Origin of the sequence: Micromonospora sp. C81 (assembly GCF_018070425.1) — a bacterium.
GTDB classification, from domain to species: Bacteria; Actinomycetota; Actinomycetes; order Mycobacteriales; family Micromonosporaceae; genus Micromonospora; species Micromonospora zamorensis.
Window position 1 is genome coordinate 1 of record NZ_JAGPXS010000009.1, and the last position, 14,269, is coordinate 14,269.

Below are 14,269 nucleotides of genomic sequence, written 5' to 3' on the forward strand. Positions count from 1 at the left end.
CCCCACACCCCCCCCGGCCACCCCGGGCGCTGGTCAGCGAGCAAGCACCGCGACTACGCGCGCAGCGAGGTGAAGAACTCCCTCAACTCAACGGCGAGCAGATCCGGTTCCTCCAGCGGCATGAAGTGCCCGCCCCGGCCCGGCTCGCTCCAGTGCCGGATGTCGGTGCAGGCCCGCTCGGCGATCTCCCGGGGGAAGTTGCCCATCGAGGGTTCGGTGCTCACCGTGAACGCGGCCGGCACTGTGATGTCGGGTCGTAGCGTGTTGTGGCCGAAGTCGGCGTACTGCCGGAACGACGAGCCGATCGTGCCGGTGACCCAGTAGAGCGTGATGATGGTGAGCAGGGTGTCGGTGTCGATGCTGTTCGCCAGGTCCCCGCGGTTGTCGCTCCAGTCGCGGTACTTGTCGACGATCCAGGCGGCCAGCCCGGCGGGTGAGTCGGCGAGCGCCGCAGCGAGGGTGTCCGGGCGGGTGCCCATGATGGCGCTGTAGCCGCCGTCGGTCTCGTCGTACGCGGCTTCGGCGTCCATGAACGCCTGCTCGGCCGCCGACAGAGGACGGGCGTCGAAGCTGGCCGGGAACGGTGGATGGATCATGTGGATGCCGGCCACCTGCTCCGGATGGAGGGCACCCAGCCAGCCGGTGACCACTCCCCCGACGTCGCCGCCGAAGGCGCCGTACCGCTCGTAGCCGAGCACGTCTGTCATCAGCTCATGCAGCGTCCGGGCCAGCAACGCCCGGGTGACCGGCTCGTCCGGGACCTCCGAGAAGCCGAAGCCGGGCAGCGAGGGCACCACCACGTCGAAACCGCCGCCGGCAGGGCTGGTCAGCCGGTCGACCAGCGGCAGCATCTCGACGAAGCTGCTGGGCCAGCCGTGGCTGAGGATCAACGGCAACGGCGCGGGCGTACCCGCCGGGCGCGCGGCCCGGACGTGCAGGAAGTGCAGCTTCCGGCCGCCGACGACGGCCAGGTGCTGGGGGTACGCGTTGAGCTCGGCCTCGCGAGCGCGCCAGTCGAATCCGTCGTGCCAGTAGGACACCAGGTCCCGCAGGTAGTTGGGGTCGACGCCGCCCTGCCACGGCTGGTTGCCGCTGCGGTCGGTGAATCGGGTACGGGCCAGTCGGGCCCGCAGGTCGTCGAGGACCGCATCGGGCACGTCGATGCGGAAGGAAGAGACAGACATTGGTCCTCCGATAAGGAGGGCGCTCCCCGACGCGGAAGGTCAGCTGAGGGGGACGGCCGAGAGGAGCGCCCAGGAATGACGATGGGTGGTCACCGGGCTCACCTCCTCTCGTGGCTGACGAAGATCACTCTAGCCGAGTGGGTCGGGGAGCCGGCCCCGGGCTGGAAACCGCGACCGGGTCCGTGGCGGGTACGCCTCGCAGTGTTCGGCCCAGTGCTGGGCGGCGGTGGCGAGGGCGTCGGCGGACACGGTGAGGACCAGCGGGTAGATCGCTGTGGACGGGCGGCGCATCCAGGGTGGCAGTGACTCGGCGGAGAACTCCACGATCAGTTCCAGCCGGCGGCGGCGCAGCACCCGGCTGCGCAGGGCAAGGTTGGGTTCGGTGAAGCGGACCAGCGCCGGCGGCGCGCTCAGCCCGAGGGCGGCGGTGGCCTGCCCGTGCAGCCAGCCGCCGAGGGCGCGGGCCTCCTCGACCATCAGGCTCGGGTAGTGGTGTGACCAGGTCTGACCGTCGGCGGTGCGGGCGTCCACCTCGATGAGCAGCCAGTCGTGCCAGCCGGGCATGGGCCCCTCGGGGTCGTCGGGCGGGTCGATGCCGGGCTGGTAGCCGACGGGGCGTATCCGCACCCGAGCGCCATCGTCAGACCGGATCTCCACTCGATCATTCTGGCCGACCGAAGCAGACTTTCGCCCCTAAATCGGTCACTTGGCGACGGTTCGCCGCACGCCACCGTGCTCCGCGCAGGCATTGGGCCGGCCGCCGGTCAGGCTGACCGAACCGTCCCGACACTGCACCAGGTAACCCCGGCCGGACCAGAACTGCGGAACGCAGTCGAACCAGTCGCACACCTCGGCGGCCGGCTTGCGGATCCGCGTCCCGCCGCAATAGTCGTACCCCAGCGGGTTTTCCGGTGCCCCACAGCGCGGACCCTGAGACGCGCTCGGTGACGGCCGTGGTGACCTCGTCGGCTTCGACGGCGGCGGGGTGACCCGCACCGGCGACGGGCGGATCAGCGCGGGCGCCGCGCTGTGGGTGGGCGCTGCGCTGTGGGTGGGCGCCGGGGTGGCGGCGGCGGCGACCTCCGCGCCACCGGTCGGGTCGGACGGGTCCGACTCGATCAGCGCCGCCGGCACCAGCAGCGCGATGGCGGCGGCCACCGCGAGGGTCCGCCGACCACCGGGCACCCGCGCGGTGAACCGGGCCTGCGCTGGGGTGTTCACTGCCGGCCGGAACGGCTTGAGCTGGGCGTGCTCGGCGATCAGCTCGTCGAGCTGGTCGAGCACCGCGGCGCGTTGTTCGATCGCGTCGGCGAAGGCCAGCGTCAGCTTGAACCGGAAGTCCGGCGCGGCGTCGGTGGGCAGCAGCAACCCGGAGGTGAGCCGCCGGTCCAGCGCCTGGATCAGGGTGACCGGGGCCGCCGGGTCGTGGGCCAGCCCGGTGATCCGGCCGTACGCCCACTCGCGCCGGCCTCGCCCACCGAGCAGCACCAGTCGACGGCTGGTGATCACGGCCATGCCGGCGTCGGTGACGCGTACGCCGTCGGGGCGGCGTGGGCGCAGCGGCCCGGTCTGCGGGGCGACAGTGAGGTCGGGCGCGGGCAGCACTGTGGTGTGCCGCACCTCGACCAGTTGCGCCGCGGGCAGTGCCCAGAGCACCACCTCGTCGGCGGCCAACTCCAGCGGCAGTCCCGCACCGGCCGCCGCGGAGCCCTGGAAGTCGGCGGCCAGGACGCGCAGCCGCCGTAACTCGTCGTCGCGTCGCCGCCACGCCGCTTCGGCACCGCGGTAGGTGCTGACCCGCCGCACGTTCTGCCGGTGCGCCCACCGGTAGCGCCAGGTGGAACCCGTCGATTCAGTCTTTGCCACGCCGACTCCTTCGCCGCGCAGGCCACCAATCTGGGGTGTCATGGGGATTAACAGGCGCGGCGCGGCGCTCGGAAACGCCGAAACGGGTGAACTGTCCGATCGGCGGAGGAACCAACACGATAGGGCGATACTGTTGCGTCGATTCATGTATACCGAGGGGGTGACGGTAGTGCCGCCAGCCACCTTGCCTGGGGTCGTGGTCGGCGTGGACATCGGCACCACCAGCACCAAGGCCGTCGCGTACGACACCGACGGGCGGCAGCTCGCCAGCCACTCGGTCGGCTACCCGCTGGACGACCCCCAACCCGGGTACGCCGAGCAGGAGCCGCAACTCATCCTCGACGCCGTGCTGAAGTCGATCAGCATGGTGGTGGCCGAGCTGGTCGAGCCGGTGGCCGGGCTCTCGTTCAGCTCCGCAATGCACAGCCTGATCGGCCTGGACGCGGCCGGCAACCCGCTCACCCCGTCGATCACCTGGGCCGACTCGCGGGCGACCCGGCAGGCGGAGCGGCTGCGGGCGGTGCCGTCCGGGCTGGCCCTGCACCGTCGCACCGGCACGCCGGTCCATCCCATGTCACCGCTGCCCAAGCTGCTCTGGTTCGCCGAGCAGGAGCCGAAGCTCTTCGAGAGCGTCGCGCACTGGGTGGGCATCAAGGACTGGGTGCTGCTGCGGCTCTGCGACGCACTGGTCATCGACCACTCCATCGCCTCGGCCACCGGCCTGATGGACATCCACACACTGGAGTGGGACAGCGAGGCGCTGACCATCGCCGGCATCACCGAGGAGCAACTCCCCCAGCTCGTCGCCACCACCGCCGTGCTGCCCAGCCTCACCCCGCAGGTCGCGGCCGTGACCGGTCTGCCGGAGCGCACCCCGGTGGTGGTCGGCGCCGGGGACGGGCCACTGGCGAACCTGGGCCTGGGCGCGGTGCACCCGGGCATGGTGGCCTGCTCGATCGGCACCAGCGGCGCGATGCGCGTGATGGTGGAGCGGCCGGGCGTGGACCCGCTCGGCGGGGTGTTCTGCTACGCGCTGACCGAGCACCGCTGGACCGTCGGCGGCGCGATCAACAACGGCGGCATCGTCCTCAAGTGGGCCGGCGCGGCGCTCGCCCCGGACCTGGGCGAGCACGCCGAGGAGGAGCTGGTCGCCCTCGCCGCCCGCGCGCCGGTCGGCTCGGGCGGGCTCATCATGCTGCCGTACCTGCACAGCGAACGCGCGCCGCACTGGAGCGCGCTGCCGCGCGGCGCGTACGTGGGGTTGACCCACGGGCACCGCCGCGAGCATCTGATCCGGGCGGCGCTGGAGGGGGTCTGTCAGCAGCTTGCGCTGGTGCTCAGCTCGGTGCGCTCGGCCGGCAACGAGGTCCGCGAGATCCGGGCCGGTGGCGGTTTCGCCCGCAGCGGCCTGTGGCGGCAAATGCTCGCCGACGTGCTCGGCCTGCCGGTGAGCTTTCCGGCCGCGCATGAGGGGTCGAGCTTCGGCGCGGCGCTGCTCGGCATGCAGGCGCTGGGGCTGATCCCCAGCATCGACGTCGCCGCCGACCTGGTGCGGATCGAGGAGACGGTACGCCCCGACCCGGCCGCCGCCGCCACCTATGCGGCGCTGCTGCCGCTCTTCGCCGAGCTGTACGACGCGCTGGTGCCCGCGTTCACCTCGATGCGCCGGCTGGCGCCCAGCCTGCCCGCGGAACCCGAGCCCTCGGCGGGACCGCCGATGTGACCCTCCGGCCGTGGGTGACCCGGGTCAGGGTGCCTCGACGCCGGAGATCAGGTAGCGCTGCACGTCGGCGTCGAGGATCTCCACTTCCTGCGTGTCACTCGGCCCGGAGCCCCGGAACGCGGCCAACTGCTCCGCGGACTCCCAGCGTTCGTAGACGTGGATCCGCCCCGGTTCCAACGGGTCGGCCGCGAGCAGGAAGTCGAGGCAGCCGGCGGTGGCGCGCGCCTGCGCGATGACCTGTTCGCAGTCGGCCAGGTAGGCCTCACGTGCGGCCGGTTCGACCTGCAGGCTGCCTGCAATGATCAACATGGGGACCTCCGGGGTCGGTGCCGCTGATGAGGCTGATGCCTGTGAGTCATTTTTATACCTGTGAGTCATCACGCTCGTGCGGACATCGCCGCCCGGACGGGTGACGCCGGTCCCGCTGGCCTCACCAGCCCCCGGCGCTTCATATCGTGCAAACGTGAGAAAAAGCGACAAGAAGCGCTCATCTTCCCTGCTGGGGGCCCCTGTCCGCGTACCCCTGAAGTGGCTGGCGGCGACGGTCGCGCTTGCCGTGGTCGCGACGACCGGGCCGGCCACTGCGGACGGTCAGGGCCACGAGCCCGGTGTGGAGCCGACGCCGGAGCGGGCGCCGACCAGCGAGGTGTCCTGGTTGTCGTTCCCCGGCGGGGTGTTCGCTGTGGACTCGCTCGGGCACACCGTGCGCTACCGCGCCTGCGACGGCGACACCGGCCGGGTCGCCGACCCGGGCATGCGGGTCGCCGCCGGGGTGGCCAGCGGCGCTGTCGTCGTCGGGGGCACGGCCTACCGCTACCGGGTGCCGCTGGTCGGACGCGCCGAGGGCACGCTTGAGGTGATCCAACGGCACCGGGCGCCGACGACGCTGACCGGCGTGGTGGTCACCAGCCCGCAACCGCCCACCGACCCGATCGCCGGAGCCCGGCTGTTTCCGCTCAGCGGGCAGCTCGCCCGGGTGGTCGCCGACGCGAGCCTCAACCCGGCCGGGGTCACCGTTCGCGACCTGTCCGGCCGGTACGGCGACCAGCAGATCGCGGTCAACGGCTCGCTGCGCCCCAAGGCCGCCAGCGTGATCAAACTGTGGATCCTCGTCGAGCTGCTCCGCCGGGTCGACTGTGGACAGGTCGCCCTCGACGACGGCGTGCTGGTCACCCCGGAGGACGTGGTCGGCGGCACCGGTCAGTTGCAGTTCGAGACGTTCCCGCAGGTGGTCACCCTGCACCGGCTCGCTCGGTACCTCATCAAGTACAGCGACAACGTGGCCGCGAACGTGCTGATCACCTACCTGGGTGGGTTCGCCCCGGTCAACGCGCTGATCGACTCGATGAACCAGCGGTCCACCATCCTGGCCCGCCGGATGCTCGACAGTGCGGCCGCCCAGCGTGGCGAGGAGAACTACACCAGCCCGGACGACGTGGTGTCCCTGCTCGGCGCCGTCTGGGACGGCGAGATCCTCACCCCCGCGTCCCGTGACCTGATGATCGGGTTCATGCGGGAGCAGACCCTGAACACCAAGATCCCGGCGGCGTTGCCACCCGGGGTGCCGGTGGCCCACAAGACCGGTGACCTGCCGGACGCCTCCCACGACGTCGGCTACTACCTGATCCCCGGCACCGAGACCGCCGTCGCGTTCCTCACCGCCGGGCCGATGGCCACCGGCGACGAGACGGTCCGTCGGATGGCCCGTACCGTCTACGACTTTCTCGTCACCCCCAGCGAGGGGGCGGTCGAGGAGTGAGCCGTCAGGCGCCGGGGATGTTCGCCGGCGGGTCCTCGCCGACCAGGTCGGCCGCCGGCGGGTCGGCCGACACCGGCGACCCGAAGTCCGAGTACGTCAGGTCGAGCTGTGCGGTCTGCGACTGCTCGCTGGCCAACTCGATGCGGTAACGCACCAACCGCCCCTGCTCGTCGACGGCCGCCGTGAACGGCACCGCCCCGGCCCGGTCACCGAGCACCTTGCTGACCCCGCTGCCCAGCACCGCGCCGCTCTCGCGCAGGTCCAACGTGCCGGCGAACTCCCGCGTGGCGGTCTGCCGGACCCCGGCCGGCGCGGCCAACGTGCTGGCCAGCCGGGTGTTGTCCAGGCCCTGCTTGGCCGCCGGCTTTCCCGCGGCGCCGACGTGCCACCAGGTCTTGCCGTCCCAGACCGGCACTCGGCGGTCCGGGGCGGTCACCCGCACGTAGACGTCCGGCCCGGTCGTCAACCGCTCGATCTTCACCTCACCGGTGGGCACCTTCAGCGAGGTGGTCTCCAGACCACGCTTCGCCTTCGGGTCCCACAGCAGCACCGTGGCGTCGCCGTCCGCGCCGCCGGTGCCCACTGTCAGCTTGTACGGCTGCTCGTCGGCCTTCGCGGCGGCGGCCTTCAGCACGGCGACCGGGTCGGTCGGGCCGGCCGACGCCGCCGGGCGACCCGCGTCCGGCTCGTCGCCGCCAGCCACCAGGGCGTACGCCCCGGCGCCCACCGCCACCACGAGCACGGCGACAGCAGCGATCAGCTTCGGCTTCTGCACGGTCATCTCCCCCGAGCGGCACGCCGCCGGCCGGTCGCCGATCGACGCTCACCGCGGTGCGGTCCGGCCAGACTAGCCGGACCGCCCGACGTCACGCGCGGCTGATCGCGTTGGCGTGGATCGCCTCGTGCAGGTACGCGGCCAGCCCCGGGGCGATGCTCTCGTAGTGCGCGGTGAACCGCTCGTCGGCCAGGTACATGTCGGCCAACCCGGTCTGCATCTCGTACGAGCACTCGTAGAACCAGCGGCTGATGATCTGCCGGTGCTCCTCGGCCAACTCCATCGCCTCCGGGCCGTCGGCCGGTGCGCCCGAGGCCATCACCGCGACGATCCGTCGACCCCAGTCCTCGTTCTCCGCTTTGATCCGTAGCCAGTCCTCCTTGCTGTAGCGGGAGGCCCGCCGGTTCGACTCCCGGTACGCGTCGGTGTCACCCCAGCGCTGCTCCGCCTCGGCCTGGTGCTCCTCCGGGTCGACGTCACCGAAGACCTCGAACCGCTCTTCCGGAGTGAGTTGGATGTTCAACTTGCTCGCCTCCATCGCGAACTCGATCGCCGTGACCATCTCCTGCAACCGCTTCATCCGTACCGTCAGCAGCTCGTGCTGTCGGCGCAGGTGGGCGGCCGGGTCGGCCGCCGGGTCGTCGATGATCGCGGTGATCTCCTCAAGCGGGAAACCCAGCTCCCGGTAGTACAGGACGAGTTGCAGCCGTTGCAGGTCCGCCTCGTCGTAGCGGCGGTAACCGGCCGAGGTCCGTCCGCTCGGCGAGAGCAACCCGATCTCGTCGTAGTGGTGCAACGTCCGGATCGTCACGCCAGCCAGCTTCGCCACCTGACCCACCGTGTACGCCATGGTTCCCCTCCCTTCCGGGAACCAGGCTCCCGCCTGCCGCTACGTGAGGGTCAAGCCCGATTCTGGCCCACCATGGCCGGGCCGTCCGGCCGCCCGTACAGATAGCCCTGGCCGCGCGGGCACCCGATCGCGGCGACCGCCTCGTGCTGGCGCTCGGTCTCCACGCCCTCGGCGACCACAGTCAGGTCGAACGCGCCAGCCAGCCGGGTGATCATCTCCACCGTGGCGTACGCCCGGTCGTCGGCACCCAGCCGGGCCACGAACGAGCGGTCGATCTTCAGCTCGGTGGCCGGGATGCGGTGCAGGTAGCTCAGCGACGAGTAACCGGTGCCGAAGTCGTCGATGGCGATCCTGATGCCCAGCTCCCGGATCTGGTGCAGCCGCTCCAGCACCGCGTCGGTGCCCTCGATCAGCGCCGACTCGGTCAGCTCCAGGGTCAACGCCCGCGGCGCCAGGCCGGCGGCACTGGTGGCCGCGGTGACAGTGGCGATCAGGTCCGGCCGGCGCAGATGCGCCGCGGCGATGTTCACCGCGACTGTCGCCTCCGGCACCCGGCCCCGCCAGGTCGCGGCGGCCCGGCACGCCTCGTGGATCACCCAGCGGTCGATCGGCAGGATCAACCCGGTCTCCTCGGCCAGCGGCAGGAACCTCGCCGGTGGCAGCATCCCCAGACGCGGGTGCCGCCAGCGCACCAACGCCTCGGCGCTGCGAACCGCGCCGGTGCACAGGTCGACGATCGGTTGGAACTCCAGGTGCAACTGCTCCTCGTCGACCGCGCGGCGCAGATCGGCGATCAACTCGGCGCGGGAGACGGCCGACTCGCGCAGCGCCGGGGTGCACGTCCGGTACGCGGACTTCCCGGCCGCCTTCGCCGCGTACATGGCGATGTCGGCGTCGCGCAGCAGGTCCGTGTGCGAGGCGTGCTGCGGGCCGTACTCGGCGATGCCGATGCTCGCCGACGGGTGCACCCCGACGTCCTCCTCGTCGCCGGAGGGCCGCAGCGCGTCCAGCAGCCGCTCGGCGAGCCGCTCCGGTGAGACCGGTCGCTCGCCGTCGACCAGCACCGCGAACTCGTCGCCACCGAGCCGGGCGATGGTGCCGTCGTCGCTCACGGCAGCCCGCATCCGGGCCGCCAACCCGGTCAGCAGAGTGTCGCCGGTGGCGTGCCCGAACCGGTCGTTGACCTGCTTGAACCCGTCCAGGTCGAGCAGCAGCACGGCCACCGGTCGCCCGTCGCGCAGGGCCAGGCGCAGCCGCCGGTTGAACAGCAGCCGGTTGGGCAGCCCGGTGAGCTGGTCGCCGTACGCGAGCCGGCGCAGCCGGGCCACCAGCCGCAGGTTCTCGTTGGCGGCCAGCCCCTGCCGTACGGCGAGGGCCGCGAGCAACGCCATCATGGTGACGAAGACCAGCTGCGGGGCCTGCCCGGTGGGCCGACGGGTCAGCACCACCGCGATGATCGCCCCACCCACCGGCAGGTACGGCAGCGCCACCCGCCACCAGGGCGGCAGCGGCGACACGGCGGCGTCGTCGGTGCCGTCGCAGTCCGGTGGTGGCGGATTCCGGGTGGCCAGGCCGATCAGCAGGTAGCTCAGTGGCCAGCACAGGTCGATCGGGTGACCGGGGGCGTAGTCGGCACGGACGACCAACGACACGTAGACGACGTCGGCGACGACCCGCAGGGTGAGGCTCACCGCGAGCACGCTCATCGGCCGCCACATCGGCCGGGCCGGGCCTGCGACGGCGACCAGGATGGTGAGCTGCATCAGGTCGAACATCGGGTAGAGCAGCCCCAGCGTGCGCGCCGGGTCGGCCAACTCGGCGGCGGCCACCCCGCGGAACACCAGCACCCAGCCGATCGGCACCAGGGCCAGCGCGACGATCATCCCGTCCAGCAACGTGCGGGCCCGCCCCACCGCCGACCGGGGCGCCGACGGCGAGCTGAGCAGCGCCGCCGTACCGGTGAGGATGCCGGCGGTGAAGACCACCCCCACCAGCGGTGTGTGCGGCAGGTCGCCACCGACGAGCCGCTGCGTCGTCCAGATCGCCCGGCCGAGCGCCGCGAGCGCCATGGTGACGGCGAGCAGCGTCCAGAACCGCCGCAGCGGCGCCGGATGCCGGCGGGCCACCCCGACGCATGCGAGCGTCGCCCAGCCGGCGACCAGCATCCCGCCGAGGTCACTGACCAGCGCGGCACCGGGCAGCGCGGCGACCAGCCAGCACGCCTCCACCAGGATGACTGCGGCCGCGACGACAGCACCGGCGGGGCTGAGCAGCCCCGCAGCCTGCTTTCCGTCCTGTCGGGACACGGTCGCTCCGGCTCTTCGTCGTACGTGCACCCTCGGCGGACCTGTCCACGGCAAACCCCGAAAGCCTAGCCAGCGCCCCGGGTGCCCGCCAAGGTCCGGACGGCCGCGCGATTCGACCCGGTTCGGCCACGTAGGACGGCCGCGCCGTTACCTGTTCGGCCGTACCATCTCCCCGGTGACCTCTACCCGCCGGCGGCTGGTGGCCGCCTCCATCCTTCTGTTGGTGGAAGCGGTGCTGTTCGCACTCCTCGTCACCGAGTCCCTGGCGGGTGCCATCGTCGCCGCTGGCATCACCTGCCTGTCGTTCTGGGCGCACCTCGTCCTGCACGAGTGCGGACACCTCGTCGCGGCGAAGCTGCTGCGCCTGGAGGTGGTCGCCGTCCGTATCGCGCCGTTCACCGGGTGGCGCAACCACGTGTCGGTCCGACCTGCGCCGTCGTCGACTGCGTTGCCGCTGCGGATGGTGCTGTTCTACCTCAGTGGCCCAGTGGTCAACCTGTGCACCGCGACGGTGCTGGGTGCCGCGACGGCGTTGACGAGCACACCGGTGACACGCTTCGCGCTGCTCGGCGCAGCACTACTCGCGGCGCTTCTGGGGCTGGTCAACCTCATTCCCTCGCCCCACAGTGACGGCCGCAACCTGCTCCCCTGGCTCTCGGCGCCGACCGCCACCAGCGCGGCGCTGCGGGCGGCCTACTACCAGGAGGAGATAAACCGGACGCTGCGGACGATCAGCCATGGGGAGGCGGACGACGGCCACCTCGGAGATCCGGTTCGCGACGGTAACGACACGCGGCTCGCGCTCGCCGCCTTTCAACAACGCTGGAGCACGGGACACGCGCGGTCGGCGACGGACTTCGTCGCCGACGCCGAGCGACTCGCGGCGCTGGCTCGCGCCGACAGCACCGATCCCGTGACCGCCGCCGCCATCGGGCAGGCGCTCAGCATCCAGTTCGGGTTGTGGTACCTGTACGCCGCGGTGGTGACCAGATCACCTGTCGACCACCGCGAGGTGGTGGAGATCTGGGAACTGGCACAGCTCGGCTTTCAGGTGCAGCCACACAGGTTGGCCGCCCGTGTCGCGATGAGCCTGGCGTACCTGCTCAACCAGCGGCCGGAGCAGGCGCGGTCGCTGCTTCTCGACGTTCGGGCCGGTGTCGACCCGCCGGATCTGTGCAGCGTCGCGTTTCTCCTGCGGGCCATCGCCGAGTGCCACCTGGGCAACCACGCCGATGCGGACACCCACATCAGGGCGGCCGGCGGCGGCTACCGGCAACTGACACAGATCGTTGCCACGATCCGGGCGGCCGATCCGGTGCTGCCGTTGTCCGCCCCGGCACCGATGGCTGGCATCTGACCGGTGTGCCGCCAGCCCCAGGTACGGGCGGTGGGGTGGGTCTGCGACGAGTGTGTCAGCGGCCGGCGGAGCGGTTCCACGGCGATCGGGGCAGGGCGGTGCCGGCCACTGGGCGGCGTGCGCGGCGGCGTCTGCGCCGGCCGGGGGTGCAGGGCGGGCGGGCAACGGTGTGCACCGCCACGTCGACCGGCGGCGTCGGTCGGCCGATCAGCCAGCAGAGGAAACGTTCCATCGGGAGATCAGCCGACCGGGAGGCGCTCAGCGTCGGACCTGGAGATGTCGTACTGCGCCCCGCAGAACGTGCACTGCTGCGCGTACCGGGTGCGGATCGGGATGAGCGGTATGAAGAACAGGGTGAATTTCGTCGAGCGGCGAGTGATCACCTGCGCGGCCTGATTGCCGCAGTGACGGCAGACCTGCTGCACGACACCGGACCGGTCGACCTTGGTACGCAGACCAAAGATGAAGAACATCGCCCGCCAATACCCACTTCACCCAGAGAACTCACCAGATCCGGCCGGCGAATCAGGACACGCATCGCCGCGGGTGCACAGGATCGTGATCGAGGCGAGGCACTCAGCTGCCGGGCGCCGCCCTCAGTGCCAGGGCCGGCGCTGGTCCAGCTCGCCCGCCAGCCGGCGGAGAAAGTCGCGGAACCCCTGCTCGCTGTGCGACGTCTCGATCTCGTCGGTGAGCGGACCGTCGTACTGCTGCGCCTGGACGATCGCTTCGGCGTACACACCCGGGCCGTCCCCGAAGTAGCGCCGCTCGACCATCGCTGCGGCCATCTGACTGGCGGAGTCGTCGTCCAACTGAGGGGTGAACATCAACCCGTACAGGATCTGGTTGATGACGCCCTTCCAGTTTTGGCTGTCCATTCCATCCACCCTTTCCGACGGGTCAGTTCAACCGGGTACGGCCATCGAAGCCGAAGAGCGGAGACCCGCCGGCCGGTCCCTCCACCTTGGACGCCGATGGCTCGGCCTGCCCAAGGCGGAGGTGACCGGGGACGTCGAAGTCAGCTGGCCGGCTGGGGCTCCAGGCCGGGGATCTCGGCGGGGAGCCAGATCGGCTGCCAGTCCGGCACCTCGTGGAAGCGGCGCAGCTCGGCCAGCCCGGAAACCGACCCGGTCCAGGCCGCGTACGGCGGGTTGGTCTCGTCGAAGCCGCTCTGCACGAACGTCAGCGTGGTCCGGCCACCGGACTCGGCCAGCTCCCAGCTGGTGACGCCGACCGGGCCCCAGTCGACGGACATCTTCCGGCCCGGCTCCAGGTCGACCACCTTGGCCGCGTAACCGGCGTCGAACCCGCCCATGGCGTACCGGCCACCGACCCAGGGCTCGATGCCGATCGGGTAGCCGAACCAGGCGCTGGCCTGCTCGGAGTCGGTCAGCGACTCCCACACCTTGTCGGCCGGGGCCGCGATGACCAGCTCACCGCGCAGGTCGGCGGAGGTGAAGTCGGTGCGGGGCAGCAACGGCCGGCCCTCCAGGTGGGCCGCCAGGTTGGCGATGCACAACGACCAGTACGTCTGGAGCACGCCCCGGATGCTGGAGCCGCTCATCGCCTCGGCGAAGTCGAAGTGGCTCTGGGTCAGCGTCAGCACGGTGCTGTCGGTGCCCTCGGCGGTCAACTGGAACTCGGTGGTGGTCTCCACCCCGTCGAGCAGCCAGCTGAAGCGCAGCGTGTCGTCGTCGGCGTGCAGCAGCCGCTGATGCGGGGCGTCACCCTCGGGCGTGTAGCGGCCCCAGAACTCGTACCGCTGGGGCAGCTCGACCTCGGCGTGCTCGGCCAGCCAGAGACGCAGCTCGGCCGGGTCGGTCAGGGCCTCGCGGACGCGCCCGACGGGCGCGGAGAGACGGGCCTGGACCTTCAACGGGTCACTCATTGTCATTTCCTTTCGGATAGCAGGCGACGGCGAGCTTGAAGGCGTCTCCTTCACTGCCGCCGTAACGGGCGAACAGGTCCTGAAGTGCGGTTTGCAGGTCGTGCATGAACTGCGGGCGAAGCTCTGCCGGCACCCGGATCTCGCCGGAGACGCCGATCGAGGGCAGCTCGGGGGCGGCCCGGTCCAGGGCCGCGACGTCGGCCTGGACCTCTTCCATCAGGTCGAGCAGGTAGCCCAGGCTCAGCTCGTCGCGGGCCCGGCGCAGCCCGATCCGGCCGACGAGCCGGGGCGACAGCCAGTAGGACCGGGCGGCGGCCTGGTAGATGCCCTCGGTGATCCCGCGGACCTTGCGCTCGTTGACCAGCTCCACCAGGCCGGCCGCGACGAGCTGCTTGACGTGGTAGTAGACGCGCTGTGGCGTCTGGTCGAGTCGGGCCGCGACCTCGGTGCAGGTGCGCGGTTCGGCCAGTTGTCGCAGCACCTCGACGCGCTGCGGCTTGAGCAGGACTTCGGCCTGCTCGATCTGCTCCAGGTACAGGACGTCTCTCATGACAAAATCAG

Annotated in this window: 14 protein-coding genes; 3 read left to right on the forward strand and 11 right to left on the reverse strand. The window is 71.4% G+C overall.

The features are described from left to right. Positions 1–53 precede the first annotated feature (53 nt). From KBX46_RS16530 to KBX46_RS16540, 3 genes are all read right to left on the reverse strand, one after another. Positions 54–1,184 (reverse strand): epoxide hydrolase family protein, encoded by a 1,131-nt coding sequence (locus KBX46_RS16530; protein WP_210793154.1) that lies wholly within the window; start codon positions 1,182–1,184, stop codon positions 54–56. A gap of 129 nt (positions 1,185–1,313) precedes the next feature. After that, the gene (locus KBX46_RS16535; RefSeq protein ID WP_210793155.1) at positions 1,314–1,841 is read right to left on the reverse strand and encodes a hypothetical protein; all 528 of its coding nucleotides are present in this window, start codon (positions 1,839–1,841) and stop codon (positions 1,314–1,316) included. 45 nt (positions 1,842–1,886) lie between these two features. Beyond that, positions 1,887–3,050: a hypothetical protein gene (locus KBX46_RS16540; RefSeq protein ID WP_210793156.1), complete on the reverse strand. Its 1,164-nt coding sequence runs from the start codon at positions 3,048–3,050 to the stop codon at positions 1,887–1,889. A gap of 196 nt (positions 3,051–3,246) precedes the next feature. Here KBX46_RS16540 and KBX46_RS16545 point away from each other — a divergent pair, with 196 nt between their 5' ends. Then, positions 3,247–4,773, forward strand: coding sequence for a gluconokinase (locus KBX46_RS16545; RefSeq protein ID WP_308159549.1), 1,527 nt, complete (start codon positions 3,247–3,249; stop codon positions 4,771–4,773). 24 nt (positions 4,774–4,797) lie between these two features. On the opposite strand, the gene KBX46_RS16550 is transcribed toward KBX46_RS16545, so the two are convergent. Next, entirely contained in the window at positions 4,798–5,082 is a 285-nt protein-coding gene (locus tag KBX46_RS16550) for a putative quinol monooxygenase (RefSeq protein ID WP_088946364.1), read from the reverse strand. A 154-nt stretch (positions 5,083–5,236) separates the two neighbouring features. Here KBX46_RS16550 and KBX46_RS16555 point away from each other — a divergent pair, with 154 nt between their 5' ends. Then, entirely contained in the window at positions 5,237–6,532 is a 1,296-nt protein-coding gene (locus KBX46_RS16555; RefSeq protein ID WP_210793158.1) for a serine hydrolase, read from the forward strand. A gap of 4 nt (positions 6,533–6,536) precedes the next feature. On the opposite strand, the gene KBX46_RS16560 is transcribed toward KBX46_RS16555, so the two are convergent. From KBX46_RS16560 to KBX46_RS16570, 3 genes are all read right to left on the reverse strand, one after another. Continuing rightward, positions 6,537–7,307, reverse strand: a complete 771-nt coding sequence (locus tag KBX46_RS16560) for a hypothetical protein (protein ID WP_141908004.1) — start codon at positions 7,305–7,307, stop codon at positions 6,537–6,539. A 91-nt stretch (positions 7,308–7,398) separates the two neighbouring features. Beyond that, on the reverse strand, positions 7,399–8,157 hold the full coding sequence (locus tag KBX46_RS16565) for a MerR family transcriptional regulator (RefSeq protein ID WP_141908003.1): 759 nt from the start codon (positions 8,155–8,157) through the stop codon (positions 7,399–7,401). Between the two features lie 50 nt (positions 8,158–8,207). Then, positions 8,208–10,463 (reverse strand): bifunctional diguanylate cyclase/phosphodiesterase, encoded by a 2,256-nt coding sequence (locus KBX46_RS16570; RefSeq protein ID WP_210793159.1) that lies wholly within the window; start codon positions 10,461–10,463, stop codon positions 8,208–8,210. 175 nt (positions 10,464–10,638) lie between these two features. On the opposite strand from KBX46_RS16570, the gene KBX46_RS16575 reads away from it, so the two are divergent. Further along, positions 10,639–11,820, forward strand: coding sequence for a hypothetical protein (locus tag KBX46_RS16575; RefSeq protein WP_308159551.1), 1,182 nt, complete (start codon positions 10,639–10,641; stop codon positions 11,818–11,820). Positions 11,821–12,059: 239 nt separating this feature from the next. Here KBX46_RS16575 and KBX46_RS16580 read toward each other — a convergent pair whose 3' ends face one another. The 4 genes from KBX46_RS16580 to KBX46_RS16595 all read right to left on the reverse strand — a co-directional run bounded on the left by KBX46_RS16580 (position 12,060) and on the right by KBX46_RS16595 (position 14,258). After that, entirely contained in the window at positions 12,060–12,293 is a 234-nt protein-coding gene (locus KBX46_RS16580) for a zinc-ribbon domain-containing protein (protein ID WP_088946359.1), read from the reverse strand. A 123-nt stretch (positions 12,294–12,416) separates the two neighbouring features. Further along, a complete protein-coding gene (locus KBX46_RS16585) occupies positions 12,417–12,698 on the reverse strand; it encodes a hypothetical protein (RefSeq protein ID WP_088946358.1) in 282 nt (93 codons plus the stop codon). Between the two features lie 140 nt (positions 12,699–12,838). Then, complete coding sequence (locus KBX46_RS16590) at positions 12,839–13,708, reverse strand: SRPBCC family protein (RefSeq protein ID WP_099850776.1); 870 nt, start codon at positions 13,706–13,708, stop codon at positions 12,839–12,841. Continuing rightward, the gene (locus KBX46_RS16595) at positions 13,701–14,258 is read right to left on the reverse strand and encodes a helix-turn-helix domain-containing protein (RefSeq protein ID WP_099850774.1); all 558 of its coding nucleotides are present in this window, start codon (positions 14,256–14,258) and stop codon (positions 13,701–13,703) included. The genes KBX46_RS16590 and KBX46_RS16595 overlap by 8 nt, the downstream gene beginning before the upstream one ends. Positions 14,259–14,269: the final 11 nt, after the last annotated feature.

What these genes read in the sequence shown, in the direction of transcription:
- KBX46_RS16530 (WP_210793154.1), bottom strand. Translation starts at nt 1,184, where the DNA reads ATGTCTGTCTCTTCCTTCCGCATCGACGTGCCCGATGCGGTCCTCGAC.
- KBX46_RS16590 (WP_099850776.1), bottom strand. Translation starts at nt 13,708, where the DNA reads ATGAGTGACCCGTTGAAGGTCCAGGCCCGTCTCTCCGCGCCCGTCGGG.
- KBX46_RS16580 (WP_088946359.1), bottom strand. Translation starts at nt 12,293, where the DNA reads ATGTTCTTCATCTTTGGTCTGCGTACCAAGGTCGACCGGTCCGGTGTC.
- KBX46_RS16565 (WP_141908003.1), bottom strand. Translation starts at nt 8,157, where the DNA reads ATGGCGTACACGGTGGGTCAGGTGGCGAAGCTGGCTGGCGTGACGATC.
- KBX46_RS16595 (WP_099850774.1), bottom strand. Translation starts at nt 14,258, where the DNA reads ATGAGAGACGTCCTGTACCTGGAGCAGATCGAGCAGGCCGAAGTCCTG.
- KBX46_RS16550 (WP_088946364.1), bottom strand. Translation starts at nt 5,082, where the DNA reads ATGTTGATCATTGCAGGCAGCCTGCAGGTCGAACCGGCCGCACGTGAG.
- KBX46_RS16585 (WP_088946358.1), bottom strand. Translation starts at nt 12,698, where the DNA reads ATGGACAGCCAAAACTGGAAGGGCGTCATCAACCAGATCCTGTACGGG.